Consider the following 18,841-nt stretch of genomic DNA (forward strand, 5'->3'; position numbering starts at 1 on the left):
TCGTCAGCTCTTCTGGCCCGCCGACCCGGCCGCGTCCGTGGTCTCCTTCGCCGCGTCGCCCGACGGCCCGTCGGTCTTCGCGTCCGAAACCTCGTCCTTCGCCCCGGGCTTCCCGTCGGTCTCGGCCCCGGACTTCACCTCGGGCTTCCCGTCGGCCTTCGCCTCGGACTTCTCCCCGGCGGCGCCTTCGCCCTTCGGCGCGTCCTCGGACCCGCCCTCGCCGTCGGCCTCCGTGTCCACGGCACCGTCACCGTCGGACGCGCCCGGCTCGACGACGCTCTCCCGACCCGGCCGCTTCTTCGCCGACACCACGAGGTAGACCACCGCGAGCAGGAAGACGACCAGCGCGGTCCAGTTGTTCAACCGCAGGCCCAGGATGTGGTGGGCGTCGTCCACCCGCATGTACTCGATCCAGAAGCGCCCGGCGCAGTACGCGGCGACGTACAGCGCGAACGCCCGGCCGTGTCCCAGCTTGAAGCGGCGGTCGGCCCAGATGACGAGCAGCGCCACGCCGAGGCACCACAGCGACTCGTACAGGAACGTCGGGTGGTAGTAGCCCGGCACCCGGCCGTCCGCGGAGGACGTGATGTGCAGGGCCCAGGGAAGGTCGGTCTCGCGCCCGTACAGCTCCTGGTTGAACCAGTTGCCCCAGCGGCCGATCGCCTGCGCGAGGGCGATGCCGGGCGCGACGGCGTCGGCGTAGGCGGGCATCGGGATACCGCGACGGCGACAGCCGATCCAGGCGCCCAGCGCGCCCAGGGCGATCGCGCCCCAGATCCCGAGGCCGCCCTCCCAGATCTTGAAGGCGTCCACCCAGTCGCGGCCCTCGCTGAAGTACAGCTCGTAGTCCGTGATCACGTGGTAGAGACGGCCGCCGACCAGACCGAAGGGGACGGCCCAGACGGCGATGTCGGCCACCGTGCCGGCCCGCCCGCCCCGGGCGACCCAGCGCCTGTTGCCGAGCCAGACCGCGACGAAGACGCCGATGATGATGCAGAACGCGTAGCCGCGCAGCGGAATGGGGCCGAGGTACAGCACCCCGCGTGACGGGCTCGGAATGTAGGCAAGTTCCATGGCAAGGTCGACGCTACCCTGCCGCACCGGGCCCACGGCAGGCAGCCCGGCTACGGCTCCATAACGGGCCGGTGAGACACGCTCACCCCCGGTCGGCCTCCTCCACCGTCTCCTTGAGCTTCGCCGGCGTCATGGTCTGGTCCTGGTAGATGTTCTTGCCGTTGAGCAGGACGGTCGGGGTGCCGGTGAAGCCGCCCTTCTGGAAGGCCTCGTTGGACTTCACGACCCAGCTGTTGTGCGTGCCCTCCTCGACACAGGCGCGGAAGGCGGGCGTGTCGAGACCGTCGACCTTGGCGGCCAGCTCCAGGAGCCTGCCGTTCTCCGCGTAGGCGTCGTCGGTCTCGGCGGGCTGGTTCTGGAACAGCACGTCGTGGTAAGCGGGGAACTTGCCGACGTCCTGGGCGCAGGCCGCGGCGTTCGCCGCGTTGCGGGAGCCGGTGCCGCCCATGTTGCCGTCGATGAGGGTGGCCAGGTGGTACTCCACCTTCAGCTTCCCGGCGGCGGTCAGCTCGTGGACCGTCGAGCGGTAGGCGTCCTCGAAGCCCTTGCAGGCCGGGCAGCGGAAGTCCTCCCACACGGTGAGCGTCGACTTGGCGCCGTCCTCGCCGACCGGGATGGCCAGGGCGTCCTTGCCCTGCGCGCCGGAGGGGGCCACGACCGGGCCGGCGCTGTCGTCGCCGTCGTCCTTGCCGGCGTTCGCCGCGACGACGCCGATGACCGCCGCCAAACCCAGCACGCACACGACGCTCGCGGCGACGATCAGCGTCCGGCGGCGGCGCTCCGTGGCCCTCTGCTTCTCGCGCTCGACCGCCAGCCGCTCCCGGGCGGTGCGCTTCCCTTCACGATTCTTCTCGCTCACACCCCGGAAACGAACCGGGGAGGCGCCCAGCGCCTCCCCGGTCCCAGGATCACCCGTTCGAGTGAGTCATACGACTCGCACGGATATGTCCGTCATGCCTGTCCGCGGACGCCCTTCGCCAGCTCGCCCGCGAGCGCGCGGACGGCCTCGACGCCGGCCGCGTGGTCCGGGGCGTCCAGCATCCGCTTGACGAAGGCCGAGCCGACGATCACACCGTCGGCGAAGCCGGCCACCTCGGCGGCCTGCCGGGCGTCGGAGACGCCGAGGCCGACGCAGACGGGCAGGCCGGTGCCGGTGGCGCGGGTGCGCCGGACCAGGTCCTGGGCCTGCGCGCCCACCGACTCACGGGTGCCGGTGACGCCCATGAGGGAGGCGGCGTAGACGAAACCGCTGCCCGCGCCGGTGATGGTGGCGAGCCGCTCGTCCTTGCTGCTGGGCGCCACGACGAAGACCGTCGCGAGGCCGTGCTTCTCGGCGTGCTCCCTCCACAGCGCCGACTCCTGCACGGGCAGGTCGGGCAGGATCGCCCCGGCGCCGCCCGCCTCGGCGAGCTCGGCGGCGAACCGCTCGACGCCGTAGCGGTCGATGGGGTTCCAGTACGTCATGACGAGCACCGGCTTCCCGGTGGCCTCGTGGGCCTGTCGGACCGTGCGCATCACGTCGGCGATCCTGACGCCGCCGCGCAGGGCGATGTCGTCGGCGGTCTGGATGACCGGGCCGTCCAGGACGGGGTCGCTGTGCGGCAGACCCACCTCGACGACGTCGGCGCCGCCGTCGAACACCGCCTTGATCGCGTCGATGCCGCCGTCCACGGTCGGGAAGCCGGCCGGGAGGTAGGCGATGAGGGCGGAGCGGCCCTCCGCCCGGGCGGCGGCGAGGGTGTCCGACAGCAGCTGAATGTTCCCGCTCACTTGGCGTCCCCCTCGATCTCGGCGGTGCCGGAGGCGTCCTCGGCGACCTCGGCGTCGGTGTCGTACAGGCCGAAGTAGCGGGCGGCCGTGTCCATGTCCTTGTCGCCGCGGCCGGACAGGTTGACCACGATCAGCCCGTCGTCGCCCAGCTCCCTGCCGACCTCCAGGGCGCCGGCCAGCGCGTGGGCGGACTCGATGGCCGGGATGATGCCCTCGGTGCGCGACAGCAGGCGCAGCGCCTGCATGGCCGCGTCGTCGGTGACCGCGCGGTACTCGCCGCGTCCGGAGTCCTTGAGGTAGGAGTGCTCCGGGCCGATGCCGGGGTAGTCCAGACCGGCGGAGATGGAGTACGGCTCGGTGATCTGCCCCTCGTCGTCCTGGAGGACGTAGGAGCGGGAGCCGTGGAGGATGCCGGGTTCGCCGGCGGTGAGGGTCGCGGCGTGCTCGCCGGTCTCCACTCCGTGCCCCGCGGGCTCGCAGCCGATGAGGCGCACGCCCTCGTCCGGGATGAAGGCGTGGAAGAGGCCGATGGCGTTGGATCCGCCGCCGACGCAGGCGATCGCCGCGTCGGGCAGGCGTCCGGCGCGCTCCAGGAGCTGACGGCGGGCCTCGACGCCGATCACCCGGTGGAAGTCGCGGACCATCGCCGGGAAGGGGTGCGGTCCGGCGACCGTGCCGAACAGGTAGTGGGTGCGGTCGACGTTGGCGACCCAGTCGCGGAAGGCCTCGTTGATGGCGTCCTTCAGCGTGCGGCTTCCGGACTTCACCGCGACGACCTCGGCGCCGAGCATGCGCATGCGGGCGACGTTGAGCGCCTGGCGGTGGGTGTCGATCTCCCCCATGTAGATGGTGCACTCGAGCCCGAAGAGCGCGCAGGCGGTGGCGGTGGCGACGCCGTGCTGGCCGGCGCCGGTCTCCGCGATCACGCGCGTCTTGCCCATGCGCTTGGTGAGCAGGGCCTGGCCGAGCACGTTGTTGATCTTGTGGGAGCCGGTGTGGTTGAGGTCCTCGCGCTTGAGGAACACGCGGGCGCCGCCTGCGTGTTCGGCGAAGCGGGGGACCTCCGTCAGGGAACTGGGGCGGCCCGTGTAGTGAACGAGCAGGTCGTCGAGCTCGCGGGCGAACTCGGGGTCGTGCTTGGCCTTGTCGTACTCGACGGCGACCTCGTCCACGGCGGCGACGAGGGCCTCCGGGATGAACTTGCCGCCGAAAGCGCCGAAGTAGCCCTCGGCGGTGGGAACGTGACCCCCCGGGTCGGGGATGAAGAACTCGCTGGACATGCGGATACCTCACGGTGAGTGTGGAAAGAAACACGAATCGCCGTGGGGCGGGGGCGGCCGGACGGCCTCAGGCCGTCAGCGGCCGGTCGCGCTCGCGCGGCGGCAGCCGCACATCGCGCAGATCCCCGCGCCCCGTGAGGTACGTCGCCATCGGCGTCCGTTCACCTGTCCGGGCTCGTCACCGATGACGTACCGGACCCTGCGGCCGTGCACCCGGCGGGCGGGCGCGCGGCAGCCGCGGGGCCGGCAGCCGCGCGCGAGGCGGGCGTACCGGTCCGTGGCGGTCGCGGGGGTCGTCGGAGTCATCGGGCCCAGCCTAGCGGGAGATCAGCCCCGCCCGTGCCGCAGCGCGGGGTGCTCGCCCGCCGCCACCAGGTCGGCGACGGCGCTCTTCGGGTCGCGGCCGGTGACGAGGGACTCGCCGACCAGCACCGCGTCGGCGCCGGCGTTGGCGTACGCGATGAGGTCGTGGGGGCCGCGGACGCCGGACTCGGCGACCTTGACGACGTGGTCGGGGATCTCGGGGGCGACCCGTTCGAAGGTGCCCCGGTCGACCTCCAGCGTCTTGAGGTTGCGGGCGTTGACGCCGATCACCTTGGCGCCCGCGTCGACCGCGCGCTCGACCTCCTCCTCGTCGTGGACCTCGACGAGCGGGGTCAGGCCGATGGAGACGGCGCGCTCGATCAGCGACTCCAGAGCCGGCTGGTCGAGGGCGGCGACGATCAGCAGTGCGAGGTCGGCACCGTAGGCGCGGGCCTCCCACAGCTGGTACGACGTGACGATGAAGTCCTTGCGCAGCACCGGGATGTCGACGCGCGCGCGGACCGCCTCGAGGTCGGCGAGCGAGCCGCCGAAACGGCGCTGTTCGGTGAGGACGGAGATGACGGCGGCGCCGCCCGCCTCGTAGTCCGCGGCCAGGCCGGCCGGGTCTGCGATCGCGGCGAGCGCGCCCTTGGACGGGCTGGAGCGCTTGACCTCGCAGATGACCTTGACACCGTCACCGCGCAGGGCGGCCACGCCGTCCTTGGCGGCCGGAGCCTTCGCCGCGCGCTCCTTGAGCTCGTCGAGGCTGACGCGCGCCTGCCGCTCCGCGAGGTCGGCACGGACTCCGTCGATGATCTCGTCGAGCACACTCACGCGAGCGGCCCCCTTCCAGACGGTTGACAGTTCCAGCGACCAGTGGAAACAGATGGTCACTGTGATGGTATCCGCAGCGGGGCGATGGCCTCGCATCCGGTGGACGCCGGTCCCACCGACTGGACGTCCGCGCGCCGCTCACGGATGCAGCCAGCCGCCGGCCGGCAGGTTCCGGACCACGGTGAAGACCAGCAGCAACGCGCCCGTCGTCCACAGGTGGACGGGTCCGAGGTCGAGCCGCAGCGGCCGTCCGCGCACCGCCCGCACCACCCAGACGGTCCACAGCACGGCGAACCCCGCGACGGCGGCGACGGCGAACGCGTTGTCCTGGAGGGCGCTCGGGACGTCACCGTGGACGAGGGCGTGCGCGCTGCGCAGTCCGCCGCACCCGGGGCAGTACAGGCCGGTGAGGCTCAGCAGGGGGCAGACCGGGTAGTGGCCGGGCTCGTTGGGGTCGACGGCCCCGACGTAGGCGAAGGCGCCCGCGACGGCCGCGAGGATCCCGGCCGGCACCGCGAGGCGGGCGGCCGGGTTGGACGTCACCCTCCGGCTGTCGGTGTTCACGCCTCGCATTGTGCCCCGTGCCGCGGCGACGCGCGCGTGAGGGGCGACCGGTTCGCCACCGGCCGCCCCTCACGAAGTCGTACGGGCGCTCAGCCCTCGACGCTCGCCGGCTCAGGCGTGGCCGTCACCCGGTGCACCGGCTTGACCTCCCTCGGCTGGCCCAGGCCCATCGCCCGCATGATCATGCCGACGACGCCGCCCAGCAGCACGATCACCATGCCGGCCCAGAAGCCCAGCGGCTCGGCCATCACCATGAACGCGCCCGCGACGCAGAAACCGATGAAGGCGATGGTGACACCGGTCCACGCGGCCGGGGTGTGTCCGTGGCTGCTGCCCGCCATGACTTGCTCCTCGTTGCTGTCTTGGTTTCGTACGACCTGTACGTGATCCGAGCCGTCGGGCTCGGCGTCCATTGTCCCGTACGCGCGCGTGTACGGGACGCGGGGGTCGGTTCCCGGGACGTCTGATGCGCCACATCCGGTGCCCGGCCGCGCGCCGGGCGGGGCGTCGCCGTCAGGCCGGGTCGGCGCCCGTGGGATCCTCGCCCCGGTCCAGGGCCTTCCAGATGTCCTCGGGCCGGTCGGGGTCGACGGTCTGCGCCGTGCGCCGGGGCCGGGGGGTGCCGCCGCGTTCGTAGCGGCCGGACATACCGGGCCACAGGCGGCCGTAGCGCAGGGCGAGCAGGCCGGCCAGGAGGATCAGCGCGCCGCCGACGGCGGCGGCGTAGGGCCAGGCGGTGTGGGTGAGCGAGGCCACGGTCGCCGAGGTGTCGCCGGCGGCGCGGGCGGCCTGCTCGTCGAGCGCGGCGCTGTCGGAGGCGCCGAACAGGGCGGCGGCGGCGATGCCGGCACCGGAGAGCGCGAGGACGGCGGAGACGGCGAGGCGGCCGGCCCGGCGCACGGCGAAGACGGCGACGAGCGCGGCGAGGCCCACGACGGCGAGCGCCGCGGGGACGCCGGTGACGTCGCTGCCCTTGGCGGTCAGGGGGAAGGCGCCGCCGGCCACCTTCGCCGTGCCCTCCGCCCAGTTCTGCCGGGTCGAGAGCAGGGCCAGGGCCGCGCCCAGCGCACCGCACAGCAGGGCGAGGGCGAGGCTCCGGCGGCCGGACCGGGCGGGGGCGGCGGCTCGGGAACGGGAGTGGGGAACAGCAGTCACGTAGTCCACTATCGCCTGAACCCCGGGCGAAGCGGCACCCGGGGCCACGTGAGAAGCCCCCCACTCGTCGGGGGAAAGCGCCTACTGTCCCAGCCGGTTGGCCGTGTGCACCGCGCGCAGGACGGCGGCGGCCTTGTTGCGGCACTCCTGGTCCTCGGCGGCCGGGTCGGAGTCGGCGACGATGCCGGCGCCGGCCTGGACGTAGGCGGTGCCGTCGCGCAGCAGGGCGGTGCGGATGGCGATGGCGGTGTCGGAGTCGCCGGCGAAGTCGAGGTAGCCGACGCAGCCGCCGTACAGACCGCGGCGGGACGGTTCGAGTTCGTCGATGATCTGCAGAGCACGGGGCTTGGGCGCGCCGGAGAGGGTGCCCGCGGGGAAGCAGGCGGTGAGGACGTCGAAGGCGGTGCGGCCCCGCGCGACGCGGCCCGTGACCGTCGAGACGATGTGCATGACGTGCGAGTAGCGCTCGACGGACATGAAGTCGACGACCTCGACCGAGCCGGGTTCGCACACCCGCCCGAGGTCGTTGCGGCCGAGGTCGACGAGCATGAGGTGCTCGGCACGCTCCTTGGGGTCGGCGAGGAGTTCGTCGGCGAGCGCCTGGTCCTCCTGCGGGGTGGCCCCGCGGTGCCGGGTGCCGGCGATGGGGTGGACCATGGCCCGCCCTTCCTCGACCTTGACCAGGGCCTCCGGGGAGGAGCCCACGACGTCGAAGCCGTCGAAGCGGAAGAGGTACATGTACGGCGAGGGGTTGGTGGCCCGCAGGACGCGGTAGACGTCCAGCGCGCTCGCCGTGCACGGCGTCTCGAAGCGCTGGGAGGGGACCACCTGGAAGGCCTCCCCGGCCCGGATGCGCTCCTTGATGTCCTCGACGGCCTCCTGGAAGTCCGGGCCGCCCCACAGCGCGGTGTACTCGGGCAGCTCGGACGGCGGCAGGGCGGCGGGCGGCTGGGCGATCGCGCGGGACAGGTCCGCCTCCATCGCGTCCAGGCGGGCCACGGCGTCCGCGTGGGCCTCGTCGACGCCCGTGTCGAGGTCGTTGTGGTTGATCGCGTTGGCGATCAGCAGGACCGAGCCCTCCCAGTGGTCCATGACGGCGAGGTCACTGGTGAGGAGCATGGTCAGCTCGGGCAGCTTCAGGTCGTCCCGCTCGCCGGGGCCGACCTTCTCCAGGCGGCGCACGATGTCGTAGCCGAGGTAGCCGACCATGCCGCCGGTGAAGGGCGGCATCCCCTCCTGGCGGGGGGTGTGCAGGGCCTCGATGGTGGCGCGCAGGGCGGCGAGCGGGTCGCCGTCGACGGGGACGCCGACGGGCGGGGCGCCGTCCCAGTGGGCCTGTCCGTCGCGCTCGGTCAGCGTCGCGGCCGAGCGCACGCCCACGAAGGAGTACCGGGACCACGAGCGGCCGTTCTCCGCGGATTCCAGCAGGAAGGTGCCGGGGCGCTCGGCGGCGAGCTTGCGGTAGAGCGCGACCGGGGTGTCGCCGTCGGCGAGGAGCTTGCGGGTGACCGGGATGACACGGCGGTCGGTGGCCAGCTTGCGGAACGTCTCGAGGTCCATGGCGGCTGACCTTACTGATTGGCGGCGGTGACGACGGAGCCGGTGCCGCCGTCGCCCTCCCGCAGGAGCACGTCGGCGTCGAAACAGGTGCGTGCGCCGGTGTGGCAGGCGGCGCCGACCTGGTCGACCCTGACCAGCACGGTGTCGGCGTCGCAGTCGAGGGCGACGGACTTGACCCACTGGTAGTGGCCGGAGGTGTCGCCCTTGACCCAGTACTCGCGGCGGCTGCGCGACCAGTAGGTGCAGCGGCCGGTCGTCAGGGTGCGGTGCAGCGCCTCGTCGTCCATCCAGCCCAGCATGAGCACCTCACCGGTGTCGTACTGCTGGGCGATGGCCGGGACGAGCCCGTCGGCGCTGCGCCTGAGGCGCTCGGCGATCTCCGGGGCGAGGCCACCGGAGGGAGCGCTGTGGCGCGAAACGTCTCGCTGCGGGGCGGTGGCCGGGTGACGGGCGGGCGGGGGCGTGCTGGTCATGGGTGCCATTGTGCCGCGCGTGACCGACAGCACCCGGCCGTCGTCCACTGTCCGGACCCCCATCGCGGTCGTAGGCTGGCCGCATGTCGACTTTCGCGCAGCGTGAACGGCTCCTGCTCGCCGACCTCTTGGAGACCTCGGGTCCCGACGCACCGACCTTGTGCGAGGGCTGGCTGACCCGCGACCTGGCCGCGCACGTGGTGGTGCGCGAGCGCCGGCCCGACGCGGCCGGAGGGCTGCTGATCAAGCAGCTCGCGTCCCGGCTGGACCGGGCGATGGAGGAGTTCGCCGCCAAGCCGTACGAGGAGCTGGTCCAGCTGATCCGTACCGGCCCGCCGCGTTTCTCGCCGTTCCAGCTGAAGCAGATCGACGAGGTGTCGAACACGGTCGAGTTCTACGTCCACACCGAGGACGTCCGCCGCGCCCGGCCCGAGTGGACGCCCCGCGAGCTGGACCCGGTCTTCCAGGACGCCCTGTGGTCGCGGCTGGAGCGCACCGCCCGGCTGATGGGCCGCGGCACCCCGACGGGACTGGTCCTGCGCCGCCCGGACGGCCGTACGGTGGTCGCCAACCGGGGCACCCCGGTCGTGACGGCCACGGGTGAGCCGTCGGAGCTGCTGCTGTTCCTGTACGGCCGGCAGAGCGCCGCCGAGGTGGAGCTGGCGGGGGACGAGGACGCCATCGAGAAGCTGCACTCCGGCAAGCAGCTCGGATTCTGAGCGGACGCCCCGGTCGTGATCAAGGTCGCCGTGACGAGCGTGTACGTCGACGACGTCGCCAGGGCCCACGCCTTCTACACCGACGTCCTGGGCTTCGAGACGCGGATCCGCCGGGAGCTGGGCGGTGGCGGGCTGTTCGTCACCGTGGGCGCGCCCGAGGGGGCGCAGGCGGACCTGCAGTTGCTGCTGGAGTCGGGGCACGGCCCGATCGCGGAGCCGTACCGCAGGGCTCTGCGGGAGGCGGGACTGCCCTGCATCGTCTTCTCCGTGGACGACGTGCGGGCCGAGTACGAGCGGCTGACCGGGCTGGGCGTCCGCTTCGCCCAGGGTCCGCGGGAGCAGGGGCCGTACGTCATGGCCGTGCTGGACGACACGGTCGGCAACTTCGTGCAGCTGGCGCAGCCCAAGGAGTGACTCACCGCCCGGGAGGGGCGTACGGCCGGCCGGCCGGGGCCCCTCCCGGGACGTACGGCGTCAGCGCACCGGGTGGCCCGCGTCCCGCAGCGTCTGCTTCACCTCGCCGATGCGCAGGTCCCCGAAGTGGAACACCGAGGCCGCGAGCACGGCGTCCGCGCCCGCCTCGACGGCCGGCGGGAAGTCGCCGAGCCGGCCGGCGCCGCCGGAGGCGATCACCGGGACCGTCACGTGCTTGCGCACGGCCGTGATCATCTCGAGGTCGTAGCCGTCCTTCGTGCCGTCCGCGTCCATCGAGTTGAGCAGGATCTCGCCCGCACCCAGCTCGGCGGCCCGGTGCGCCCACTCCACGGCGTCGATGCCGGTGCCGCGCCGGCCGCCGTGGGTGGTCACCTCGAACGAGCCCGACGCGGTGCGACGGGCGTCGACCGACAGCACCAGCACCTGGCGGCCGAAGCGCTCGGCGATCTCCTGGATCAGCTCCGGGCGGGCGATCGCGGCGGTGTTGACGCCGACCTTGTCGGCGCCGGCCCGCAGCAGCTTGTCGACGTCCTCCGGGGTGCGCACCCCGCCGCCCACGGTGAGCGGGATGAACACCTGCTCGGCCGTGCGGCGCACCACGTCGTAGGTGGTCTCGCGGTTGCCGGACGAGGCGGTGATGTCGAGGAACGTCAGCTCGTCGGCGCCCTCGGCGTCGTACACCTTGGCCATCTCGACGGGGTCGCCCGCGTCGCGCAGGTTCTGGAAGTTGACGCCCTTGACGACCCGGCCGTTGTCCACGTCCAGGCAGGGGATGACTCGGACCGCCAGGGTCATGAGTTCACGGCTCCTCTGAATGCTTCGACTTCCACTGAGACCAGGACGCGCGGGTCGATGAAACCCTCCACGACCAGCAGGGTCGCGGCCGGGCGCACGGTGTCGAAGAACTCCTTGTGGGCCCGGCCCACCTCGTCGACGTCCCGCGGGTGCGCCAGGTGCATCCGGGTCCTGATCACCGACTCGGGCCCGAGCCCGAACTCGGCGATCGCCTCCAGGGCACTGGTGAAGGCCACCTTGGCCTGTTCGTACGGGTCGCCCTCCCCGTACAGCACGTCGCCCTTGAAGGCCGTCGTGCCCGCCACCAGCACCCGGTCGCCCGCCGCGACGGCGCGTGCGAAACCGAAAGTCTCTTCCCAGGGATTTCCGCTCTGCACACGCCGCACGGCTTCGGACGTCATGACGACACAGCCTCCAGTGCCTCTTCCAGGGTGAACGCCTTCGCGTACAGCGCCTTCCCGACGATGGCGCCCTCGACACCGAGGGGCACCAGCTCGGCGATGGCCCGCAGGTCGTCCAGCGACGAGACGCCGCCGGAGGCCACGACCGGGCGGTCGGTGGCGGCGCACACGTTCCGCAGCAGCTCCAGGTTGGGGCCCTGGAGCGTGCCGTCCTTGGCGATGTCGGTCACGACGTAGCGGGCGCAGCCTTCCTTGTCGAGGCGCTCGAGCGTCTCGTAGAGGTCGCCGCCGTCGCGGGTCCAGCCGCGGCCGCGCAGGGTCGTGCCGCGCACGTCGAGGCCGACGGCGATCCTGTCGCCGTGCTCGGCGATGACCTCGGCGACCCACTCGGGGGTCTCCAGGGCGGCCGTGCCCAGGTTGACGCGGGTGCAGCCGGTGGCGAGGGCGGCGGCCAGGGTGTCGTTGTCGCGGATGCCGCCGGAGAGCTCCACCTTGATGTCCATCGCCCCGGTGACCTCGGCGATCAGGTCCCGGTTGTTCCCGGTGCCGAAGGCGGCGTCCAGGTCGACCAGGTGCAGCCACTCGGCGCCGGCCCGCTGCCAGGCGAGGGCGGCCTCCAGGGGGGAGCCGTAGGAGGTCTCGGTGCCGGACTCGCCGTGCACGAGGCGGACGGCCTGGCCGTCGCGGACGTCGACGGCGGGGAGGAGTTCGAGCTTGCTCACAGGGTTCCGATCCAGTTGGTGAGGAGCTGGGCTCCGGCGTCGCCGGACTTCTCGGGGTGGAACTGCGTGGCCCACAGGGCGCCGTTCTCCACGGCCGCGACGAACGGCTTGCCGTGCGTCGACCAGGTCACCCTCGGGGCGAGCAGGGTCGGGTTGTGCGTCTCCAGCGACCAGTCGTGGACGGCGTAGGAGTGCACGAAGTAGAACCGTGCGTCCGCGTCGAGGCCGGCGAACAGCTGGGAGCCGGCCGGTGCGTCGACGGTGTTCCAGCCCATGTGGGGGACGATGTCGGCCTGGAGCGGCTCGACCGCGCCGGGCCACTCGTCGAGACCCTCGGTCTCCACTCCGTGCTCGATGCCGCGCGCGAACAGGATCTGCATGCCGACGCAGATGCCCATCACCGGGCGGCCGCCGGACAGCCGGCGGTCGATGATCCAGTCGCCGCGGGCCTGGCGCAGACCCCGCATGCAGGCGGCGAAGGCGCCGACGCCGGGCACCAGCAGGCCGTCGGCGTTCATCGCCTTGTCGAAGTCACGGGTGATCTCGACGTCTGCGCCGGTGCGGGCGAGGGCACGCTCGGCGGAGCGGACGTTGCCGAAGCCGTAGTCGAAGACCACGACCTTCTTGGTTGCGGTGCTCAATTCCACACCTCCAGCCGCAGGACGCCGGCGACGAGGCACATCGCGGCGCCGACGGAGAGCAGCACGATCAGGTTCTTCGGCATCTTCTGCTTGACGAAGGAGATGATGCCGCCGACCAGGAACAGCCCGACGACGATCAGGACGGTCGAGGTGCCGTTCACAGCGCGCCCTTCGTGGAGGGGAGGATGCCGGCCGCGCGCGGGTCGCGCTCGGAGGCGTACCGCAGGGCCCGGGCCAGGGCCTTGAACTGGCACTCCACGATGTGGTGCGCGTTGCGCCCGTAGGGCACGTGCACGTGCAGCGCGATCTGCGCCTGGGCGACGAAGGACTCCAGGATGTGCCGGGTCATCGTGGTGTCGTACTCGCCGATCATCGGCGCCATCTTCTCGGGCTCGGTGTGCACGAGGTACGGGCGTCCGGAGAGGTCGACGGTGACCTGGGCGAGTGACTCGTCCAGCGGGACCGTGCAGTTGCCGAAGCGGTAGATGCCCACCTTGTCGCCGAGGGCCTGCTTGAAGGCGGTGCCGAGCGCGAGGGCGGTGTCCTCGATGGTGTGGTGGGAGTCGATGTGCAGGTCGCCGTCGGTCTTCACGGTCAGGTCGAACAGACCGTGCCGGCCGAGCTGGTCGAGCATGTGGTCGTAGAAGCCGACGCCGGTGGCGATGTCGGTGCGGCCGGTGCCGTCGAGGTCGATCTCGACCAGGACGGAGGTCTCCTTGGTGGTGCGCTCGACGCGTCCAACGCGAGTCATGAACCCTGCTCCTTCTTGATGTCCCGTACCGCGTCGAGGAACGCGTCGTTCTCGTCGGGCGTGCCGGCGGTGACCCGCAGCCACCCCGGGACGCCGTTGTCCCGGACCAGGACGCCCCGGTCGAGGATCTGCCGCCAGACGGCGTGGGCGTCGGCGAACCGGCCGAACTGCACGAAGTTGGCGTCCGACGCCGTGACCTCGTAGCCGATCGCGAGCAGTTCGCTCACCAGCCGGTCGCGCTCCGTCTTCAGCTGCTCGACGTACTTCAGCAGCGTGTCGGTGTGCTCCAGCGCGGCCAGGGCGGTGGCCTGCGTGACCGCCGAGAGGTGGTACGGAAGCCGGACGAGCTGCACGGCGTCGACGACGGCCGGGTGGGCGGCGAGGTAGCCGAGGCGCAGGCCGGCCGCGCCGAAGGCCTTCGACATCGTCCGGGAGACGACGAGATTCGGCCGACCTTCGAGCAGCGGCAGCAGCGAGTCACCGTGACTGAACTCGACGTACGCCTCGTCCACGACCACCATCGACGGCTTGGCCGCCTGCGCCGCCTCGTACAGCGCCAGGACCGTCTCGCGCGGGACGGCGGTGCCGGTGGGGTTGTTGGGGGTGGTGATGAAGACGACGTCCGGCCGGTTCTCGGCGATCGCCTTCTCGGCGGCCGCGACGTCGATCGTGAAGTCCTCGCCCCGCGGCCCGGAGATCCAGGCCGTGCCGGTGCCGCGGGCGATGAGTGCGTGCATGGAGTACGACGGCTCGAAGCCGATCGCGCTGCGGCCGGGCCCGCCGAAGGTCTGGAGCAGCTGCTGGATGACCTCGTTGGAGCCGTTGGCCGCCCACACGCCGGCCGGGCCGATCCGGTGACCGGAGGTGTCCGTCAGGTACGCGGCGAGCCGGGTGCGCAGCTCGACGGCGTCCCGGTCGGGGTAGCGGTTGAGGTCGCGGGCCGCCTCGCGCACCCGCTCCGCGATCCGCTCGACCAGCGGTTCGGGCAGCGGGTAGGGGTTCTCGTTGGTGTTCAGCCGGACGGGGACGTCCAACTGGGGCGCTCCGTAGGGGGACTTGCCGCGCAGCTCGTCCCGTACGGGGAGATCGTCGATTCCGAAGCTCACTTGCTCGTCGGTACCTTCCACCCGAACCGTGCCTTGATCGCCGCGCCGTGCGCGGGCAGGTCCTCCGCCTCCGCCAGCGTCACCACGTGGTGCGCGACCTCGGCCAGCGCTTCCTCGGTGTAGTCGACGATGTGGATGCCGCGCAGGAACGACTGGACGGACAGGCCCGAGGAGTGGCAGGCGCAGCCGCCCGTGGGCAGGACGTGGTTGGAGCCCGCCGCGTAGTCGCCGAGCGAGACCGGCGCCCAGGGCCCGATGAAGATCGCGCCGGCGTTCTTCACGCGGTCGGCGACCGCGGCGGCGTCGGCGGTCTGGATCTCCAGGTGTTCGGCACCGTACGCGTCGACGACCCGCAGGCCCTCCTCGACGCCGTCGACGAGGACGATCGCGGACTGCCGGCCCGCGAGGGCGGGGACGATCCGGTCGTCGATGTGCTTGGTGGCCGCGACCTGCGGTTCCAGTTCCTTCTCCACCGCGTCCGCGAGCTCCACGGAGTCGGTGACCAGGACGGCGGCGGCCAGCGGGTCGTGCTCGGCCTGGCTGATCAGGTCCGACGCCACGTGGACCGGGTCGGCCGTGGCGTCGGCCAGGACCGCGATCTCGGTGGGGCCGGCCTCGGTGTCGATGCCGATCCTGCCGGTGAAGTAGCGCTTGGCGGCGGCGACCCAGATGTTGCCGGGGCCGGTGACCATGTTGGCGGGCGCGCAGGACTCGGTGCCGTAGGCGAACATCGCGACGGCGGTGGCGCCGCCGACCGCGTAGACCTCGTCGACCCCGAGCAGGGCGCAGGCGGCGAGGATCGTGGGGTGGGGCAGCCCGCCGAACGCGGCCTGGGCCGGCGAGGCGAGCGCGACGGAGCCGACGCCGGCCTCCTGCGCGGGCACGGCGTTCATGATCACGGAGGACGGGTAGACGGACCGCCCGCCGGGCGCGTACAGCCCGACGCGCTCGACCGGAACCCACTTCTCGGTCACGGTGCCGCCGGGTACGACCTGCGTCGTGTGGCTCGTACGGCGCTGGGCGCGGTGCACGAGACGGGCGCGGCGGATGGACTCCTCCAGGGCCGCGCGCACGGCCGGGTCGAGTTCCTCCAGGGCGCGGGCGAGGGCCTCGGCGGGCACCCGGACCCGGTCGAGCCGGACCCCGTCGAACTTCTCGGCGAAGTCGATCAGCGCCGCGTCGCCCCGATGGTGCACGGCTTCGCAGATCGGACGCACCTTCTCCAGGGCGGCCTGAACGTCGAAGTCGGCTCGGGGCAGCAGGTCGCGCAGGGCGGGGCCCTCGGGAAGGGCGTCGCCGCGCAGATCGATTCGGGAGATCACGCCGTCAATTCTCTCAGACCGGGATCGGACGTCGTCGGCGCGTATCAATGGCTGATACAGAACGTGGCCGGATCCGGAAGATCTCCTTCACCGTTAGCGTTCGGGGCGTCACACAGCGGGCATGAACGGTTGTGCGAACCAGGGCTTCTTCCTGGGCTTTCCTGGTCATGAGGAGGAACGAGCGGCGTGACCGAGGGGGCCGGTATCAACGGCGGGGACCTGCCGGACGACCTGACCGCGGCCGAGGCCGGCATGTGGCAGGCCTTCCGCAACGGCACCGTGTACGACCTGAGCGACGGCGACACGGTCGTCGACGATCCGCACGGCGGGCATCCCTGGGGAGAGGCGCGGACCGTGCGGGCGCGGATCGTGGCCTGGCTGCTGCTGGACGGGCCGCCGCCGCTCGCGGGCCGGGTGTCCTCGCTCAAGCTGGTCGGCGTGCAGGTCGACGGCACGCTCGACCTGGCGGGCGGCACGGTCGAGCCGTACGTGGAGCTGAAGCGGTGCCGGTTCGAGCGGGACGTCCTGCTGCCGGAGGCGCGGGTGACGACCCTGCGCATGGTGGACTGCTCGGTGCCCCGGCTGGAGGCGGCCCGGCTCCAGACGGAGGGCGACCTGCACCTGCCGCGCTGCCGCTTCCACAACGGCGTCCGGCTCACCGACGCGCACATCGGCACCGATCTGATGCTCAACCAGGCGATCGTCTACCGCGACCGCACCGGCCGCTCGGTCTCCGCCGACGGGCTGACCGTCGGCCAGGACCTCCAGGCGGAGATGCTGGAGTCGCACGGCGAGCTGCGGCTGCGCAGCGCGCAGATCGGCGTGTCGCTGAGCCTGCGCGGGGCGCGGCTGACCAACCCGTACACGCGGTTCGCACTGAACGCGCCCCAGCTGACCGTCGAGCGCTCCCTGTACCTGACGCCGGCCGGTCTGGGCGTGCAGGCGCTGAGCGGCACGACACCCGCGCGCGGGACGCGCGTCCAGCGGTTCGAGTGCCGCGGCGGCGTGCGGCTGGACGACGGGCGGTTCGGCGACGCCGTCGACCTGGAGCGGGCCCGGTTCACCCTCACGGAGGACCAGGAGCTGTCGCTGCGCCGGGTGCAGACGAACGAGCTGCGCTTCCTCGGGGAGCAGCCGCAGCGCGGCAAGGTGGTGCTGTCAGGGGCGCGCGTGGTCAGCCTCGTGGACCGCGCGGCGGCCTGGCCGGGCCCCGGCCGACTGCACATGGGGGGCTTCGCGTACGAGAACCTGGTGCCGCAGGGGCCGTTCCCGCTGGCCGAGCGGCTGGAGTGGGTGGCCGCCGCTACCGCCGAGTACAACCCGGAGCCGTACGAGCGGCTGGCGACCGTGCTGCGCGCGGGCGGGGAGGACGAGGACGCCCGCGAGGTGCTGCTCGCCAAGCAGCGCCGCCGCCGCGAGACGCTGCCGCCGGCCGCGAAACTGTGGGGGTACGCGCAGGATTGGACGGTCGCCTACGGGTACCGGCCCGGGCGTGCCGCCGTGTGGATGGCGGTGCTGTGGGCGGCGAGCTCGGTGGCCTTCGCGCGCGCCGCTCCCCCGCCGGTCAACCGGGACGGGCATCCGCCGTGGAACCCGGCGCTGTTCGCCCTCGACCTGCTGTTGCCCGTGATCGACCTGGGGCAGGTCGGCCAGTGGCGGATGCAGGGCGGCTGGCAGTGGGTGCAGGCGGCGATGATCCTGCTGGGCTGGATACTGGCGACGACGGTGGCGGCGGGGACGACGCGGATGCTGCGGCGCGGCTGACGAGGGTGAAACTGAGGGACGACAGCCGAACAGGCACCTTTTACCTTTCCTTGACTTGGCGGCGTACAACTTTCCACAGGTTCGCCCTACCCCCTGGCGCATCCGCGACCAGCGGCTTTTCAATGGCAAAACCATGGCTCTGCTGCCCCCGTTCATCCGTGGCCCCCGGACGGCGACGTCCCGGCCGCCCCGGACCGCCGCCCCCCACCCCGCCGGCGGGCTTCCGGCCGACGACGAGGTGCTCCTCGACGTGCCCGACGACCGCCTCGGCCCCGCACTGGTCGCGGCCGGCCAGGGCGCCTACGAGCCCGCCGCCGCGCTCCTGGCCGGTACCCGCCGACGGGCCGAGTGGGAGTACCACGACCGGTACACCACGCGCCTGGCGTCCTTCGCGGACGCCCGCCCCGAGTGGTTCCGGGAGTGGCGCGCCGCCGCCCCGCGCGACCCGGACGTCCTGCTCGTCTCCGCCCAGCTCGCGGTGGACCGCGCCTGGCGCTCGCCGGCCCGGGCCGAACTGCTGCGCGAGGTGAGCCCGCTGATCACGGCGGCCGCGCAGAGCGACGTCCGCGACCCCGTGCCCTGGCGCATCGCGCTCGACCACGCGCGCGGGACCCGCGCCGGGCACAAGTACTTCGGCGAGCTGTGGGAGGCGGCCGTGCGGCGCGCCCCGCACCACTACGGCTGCCATGTGGCCGCCAAGCGCTACCTGGCCGAGTCGTGGCACGGCTCCCACCGGGAGTGCTTCGACTTCGCCGACCGGGCCGCGCAGGACGGCCCGGCGGGCTCGCTGGTGCAGGCGCTGCCGGTGCGGGCGGCGTTCGCCTACCTCACCGACGGCTGCGGGCCCGAGGTGCCGCGCGAGCGCCTGGAGGTGGCCGCCGACCGGGCGGTCGACCTGTCCGCGCGCTTCCCGGCCGCCGACCCCTGGCCGGCCGAGATCCGCAACCTCCTGACGTACGTCCTGGTCCGCCTCGGCCGCCGCGAGGACGCCCTCGTCCAACTGCGGCTGATCGGCCCGTACGCCACGTCCTTCCCCTGGGGCAGGCTCTCGGACGACCCGCTCGGGCACTTCCTCGCGGTGCGCGAGAGCGTGTGCTCGGAGCCCGCCGGACAGTCTCCCTGGCCCGCGCGGGGCGGGCACGGGGAACGCGTGTACCCCGCGGACCACTAGG

The 18,841-nt window shown here is 72.7% G+C and carries 23 protein-coding genes; 4 read left to right on the forward strand and 19 right to left on the reverse strand.

What is annotated here, in order from left to right:
- Window positions 1-3: 3 nt before the first annotated feature.
- The 11 genes from lgt to hisI form a co-directional block, all read right to left on the reverse strand.
- Window positions 4-1,074 carry a prolipoprotein diacylglyceryl transferase gene (lgt, locus tag ACZ4YY_RS01490; RefSeq protein ID WP_468282252.1) on the reverse strand — a complete coding sequence of 357 codons (1,071 nt, stop codon included), beginning with the start codon at window positions 1,072-1,074 and terminating at the stop codon, window positions 4-6.
- 82 nt (window positions 1,075-1,156) lie between these two features.
- A complete protein-coding gene (locus ACZ4YY_RS01495; RefSeq protein ID WP_468282255.1) occupies window positions 1,157-1,933 on the reverse strand; it encodes a DsbA family protein in 777 nt (258 codons plus the stop codon).
- 92 nt (window positions 1,934-2,025) lie between these two features.
- On the reverse strand, window positions 2,026-2,844 hold the full coding sequence (trpA, locus tag ACZ4YY_RS01500; protein ID WP_468282259.1) for a tryptophan synthase subunit alpha: 819 nt from the start codon (window positions 2,842-2,844) through the stop codon (window positions 2,026-2,028).
- Window positions 2,841-4,124: a tryptophan synthase subunit beta gene (gene trpB, locus ACZ4YY_RS01505; protein ID WP_468282262.1), complete on the reverse strand. Its 1,284-nt coding sequence runs from the start codon at window positions 4,122-4,124 to the stop codon at window positions 2,841-2,843. The genes trpA and trpB overlap by 4 nt, the downstream gene beginning before the upstream one ends.
- 75 nt (window positions 4,125-4,199) lie before the next feature.
- Window positions 4,200-4,430, reverse strand: coding sequence for a tryptophan biosynthesis modulator TrpM (gene trpM / locus ACZ4YY_RS01510; protein ID WP_468282265.1), 231 nt, complete (start codon window positions 4,428-4,430; stop codon window positions 4,200-4,202).
- Between the two features lie 21 nt (window positions 4,431-4,451).
- Window positions 4,452-5,261 carry an indole-3-glycerol phosphate synthase TrpC gene (trpC, locus tag ACZ4YY_RS01515; protein WP_468282268.1) on the reverse strand — a complete coding sequence of 270 codons (810 nt, stop codon included), beginning with the start codon at window positions 5,259-5,261 and terminating at the stop codon, window positions 4,452-4,454.
- Between the two features lie 138 nt (window positions 5,262-5,399).
- On the reverse strand, window positions 5,400-5,834 hold the full coding sequence (locus tag ACZ4YY_RS01520; protein ID WP_468282271.1) for a DUF2752 domain-containing protein: 435 nt from the start codon (window positions 5,832-5,834) through the stop codon (window positions 5,400-5,402).
- Window positions 5,835-5,914: 80 nt separating this feature from the next.
- Complete coding sequence (locus tag ACZ4YY_RS01525; protein ID WP_468282274.1) at window positions 5,915-6,166, reverse strand: HGxxPAAW family protein; 252 nt, start codon at window positions 6,164-6,166, stop codon at window positions 5,915-5,917.
- A 172-nt stretch (window positions 6,167-6,338) separates the two neighbouring features.
- On the reverse strand, window positions 6,339-6,989 hold the full coding sequence (locus ACZ4YY_RS01530; protein ID WP_468282277.1) for a TIGR02234 family membrane protein: 651 nt from the start codon (window positions 6,987-6,989) through the stop codon (window positions 6,339-6,341).
- Window positions 6,990-7,061: 72 nt separating this feature from the next.
- Complete coding sequence (locus ACZ4YY_RS01535) at window positions 7,062-8,540, reverse strand: anthranilate synthase component I (protein ID WP_468282280.1); 1,479 nt, start codon at window positions 8,538-8,540, stop codon at window positions 7,062-7,064.
- Window positions 8,541-8,551: 11 nt separating this feature from the next.
- Window positions 8,552-9,013: a phosphoribosyl-AMP cyclohydrolase gene (gene hisI, locus ACZ4YY_RS01540; protein WP_468282283.1), complete on the reverse strand. Its 462-nt coding sequence runs from the start codon at window positions 9,011-9,013 to the stop codon at window positions 8,552-8,554.
- An 83-nt stretch (window positions 9,014-9,096) separates the two neighbouring features.
- Between hisI and ACZ4YY_RS01545 the strand changes: the two genes are divergently transcribed.
- Together ACZ4YY_RS01545 and ACZ4YY_RS01550 are read left to right on the forward strand one after the other, a co-directional pair.
- On the forward strand, window positions 9,097-9,732 hold the full coding sequence (locus ACZ4YY_RS01545) for a TIGR03085 family metal-binding protein (protein ID WP_468282286.1): 636 nt from the start codon (window positions 9,097-9,099) through the stop codon (window positions 9,730-9,732).
- A gap of 15 nt (window positions 9,733-9,747) precedes the next feature.
- On the forward strand, window positions 9,748-10,146 hold the full coding sequence (locus ACZ4YY_RS01550) for a VOC family protein (RefSeq protein ID WP_468282288.1): 399 nt from the start codon (window positions 9,748-9,750) through the stop codon (window positions 10,144-10,146).
- Between the two features lie 60 nt (window positions 10,147-10,206).
- On the opposite strand, the gene hisF is transcribed toward ACZ4YY_RS01550, so the two are convergent.
- From hisF to hisD, 8 genes are read right to left on the reverse strand one after another with little or no spacing between them, the layout of a single operon-like run.
- The gene (gene hisF, locus ACZ4YY_RS01555) at window positions 10,207-10,962 is read right to left on the reverse strand and encodes an imidazole glycerol phosphate synthase subunit HisF (protein ID WP_468282291.1); all 756 of its coding nucleotides are present in this window, start codon (window positions 10,960-10,962) and stop codon (window positions 10,207-10,209) included.
- Window positions 10,959-11,363, reverse strand: a complete 405-nt coding sequence (locus ACZ4YY_RS01560; RefSeq protein WP_468282294.1) for a RidA family protein — start codon at window positions 11,361-11,363, stop codon at window positions 10,959-10,961. Before ACZ4YY_RS01560 ends, hisF begins: the two co-directional genes overlap by 4 nt.
- Complete coding sequence (priA, locus tag ACZ4YY_RS01565; RefSeq protein ID WP_468282297.1) at window positions 11,360-12,085, reverse strand: bifunctional 1-(5-phosphoribosyl)-5-((5-phosphoribosylamino)methylideneamino)imidazole-4-carboxamide isomerase/phosphoribosylanthranilate isomerase PriA; 726 nt, start codon at window positions 12,083-12,085, stop codon at window positions 11,360-11,362. Before priA ends, ACZ4YY_RS01560 begins: the two co-directional genes overlap by 4 nt.
- Window positions 12,082-12,726 carry an imidazole glycerol phosphate synthase subunit HisH gene (hisH, locus tag ACZ4YY_RS01570; RefSeq protein ID WP_468282300.1) on the reverse strand — a complete coding sequence of 215 codons (645 nt, stop codon included), beginning with the start codon at window positions 12,724-12,726 and terminating at the stop codon, window positions 12,082-12,084. The genes priA and hisH overlap by 4 nt, the downstream gene beginning before the upstream one ends.
- Window positions 12,723-12,887, reverse strand: a complete 165-nt coding sequence (locus ACZ4YY_RS01575; protein WP_468282303.1) for a hypothetical protein — start codon at window positions 12,885-12,887, stop codon at window positions 12,723-12,725. Before ACZ4YY_RS01575 ends, hisH begins: the two co-directional genes overlap by 4 nt.
- Window positions 12,884-13,477, reverse strand: a complete 594-nt coding sequence (hisB, locus tag ACZ4YY_RS01580; protein ID WP_468282305.1) for an imidazoleglycerol-phosphate dehydratase HisB — start codon at window positions 13,475-13,477, stop codon at window positions 12,884-12,886. The genes ACZ4YY_RS01575 and hisB overlap by 4 nt, the downstream gene beginning before the upstream one ends.
- The gene (locus tag ACZ4YY_RS01585; protein ID WP_468282308.1) at window positions 13,474-14,583 is read right to left on the reverse strand and encodes a histidinol-phosphate transaminase; all 1,110 of its coding nucleotides are present in this window, start codon (window positions 14,581-14,583) and stop codon (window positions 13,474-13,476) included. Before ACZ4YY_RS01585 ends, hisB begins: the two co-directional genes overlap by 4 nt.
- The gene (hisD, locus tag ACZ4YY_RS01590) at window positions 14,580-15,905 is read right to left on the reverse strand and encodes a histidinol dehydrogenase (protein ID WP_468282311.1); all 1,326 of its coding nucleotides are present in this window, start codon (window positions 15,903-15,905) and stop codon (window positions 14,580-14,582) included. Before hisD ends, ACZ4YY_RS01585 begins: the two co-directional genes overlap by 4 nt.
- A gap of 186 nt (window positions 15,906-16,091) precedes the next feature.
- Between hisD and ACZ4YY_RS01595 the strand changes: the two genes are divergently transcribed.
- Complete coding sequence (locus tag ACZ4YY_RS01595) at window positions 16,092-17,669, forward strand: oxidoreductase (protein ID WP_468282314.1); 1,578 nt, start codon at window positions 16,092-16,094, stop codon at window positions 17,667-17,669.
- 133 nt (window positions 17,670-17,802) lie between these two features.
- A complete protein-coding gene (locus ACZ4YY_RS01600) occupies window positions 17,803-18,840 on the forward strand; it encodes a hypothetical protein (RefSeq protein ID WP_468282317.1) in 1,038 nt (345 codons plus the stop codon).
- Window position 18,841: the final 1 nt, after the last annotated feature.

The sequence above is a fragment of the Streptomyces sp. NPDC030143 genome, assembly GCF_055573695.1.

Excerpts from the sequence above, each read along its gene's own strand:
- hisB (WP_468282305.1), bottom strand. The coding sequence starts at position 13,477 with ATGACTCGCGTTGGACGCGTCGAGCGCACCACCAAGGAGACCTCCGTC.
- trpB (WP_468282262.1), bottom strand. The coding sequence starts at position 4,124 with ATGTCCAGCGAGTTCTTCATCCCCGACCCGGGGGGTCACGTTCCCACC.
- hisI (WP_468282283.1), bottom strand. The coding sequence starts at position 9,013 with ATGACCAGCACGCCCCCGCCCGCCCGTCACCCGGCCACCGCCCCGCAG.
- ACZ4YY_RS01525 (WP_468282274.1), bottom strand. The coding sequence starts at position 6,166 with ATGGCGGGCAGCAGCCACGGACACACCCCGGCCGCGTGGACCGGTGTC.
- ACZ4YY_RS01600 (WP_468282317.1), top strand. The coding sequence starts at position 17,803 with ATGGCTCTGCTGCCCCCGTTCATCCGTGGCCCCCGGACGGCGACGTCC.
- lgt (WP_468282252.1), bottom strand. The coding sequence starts at position 1,074 with ATGGAACTTGCCTACATTCCGAGCCCGTCACGCGGGGTGCTGTACCTC.
- ACZ4YY_RS01520 (WP_468282271.1), bottom strand. The coding sequence starts at position 5,834 with ATGCGAGGCGTGAACACCGACAGCCGGAGGGTGACGTCCAACCCGGCC.
- ACZ4YY_RS01535 (WP_468282280.1), bottom strand. The coding sequence starts at position 8,540 with ATGGACCTCGAGACGTTCCGCAAGCTGGCCACCGACCGCCGTGTCATC.
- ACZ4YY_RS01545 (WP_468282286.1), top strand. The coding sequence starts at position 9,097 with ATGTCGACTTTCGCGCAGCGTGAACGGCTCCTGCTCGCCGACCTCTTG.
- ACZ4YY_RS01560 (WP_468282294.1), bottom strand. The coding sequence starts at position 11,363 with ATGACGTCCGAAGCCGTGCGGCGTGTGCAGAGCGGAAATCCCTGGGAA.
- trpM (WP_468282265.1), bottom strand. The coding sequence starts at position 4,430 with ATGACTCCGACGACCCCCGCGACCGCCACGGACCGGTACGCCCGCCTC.
- hisF (WP_468282291.1), bottom strand. The coding sequence starts at position 10,962 with ATGACCCTGGCGGTCCGAGTCATCCCCTGCCTGGACGTGGACAACGGC.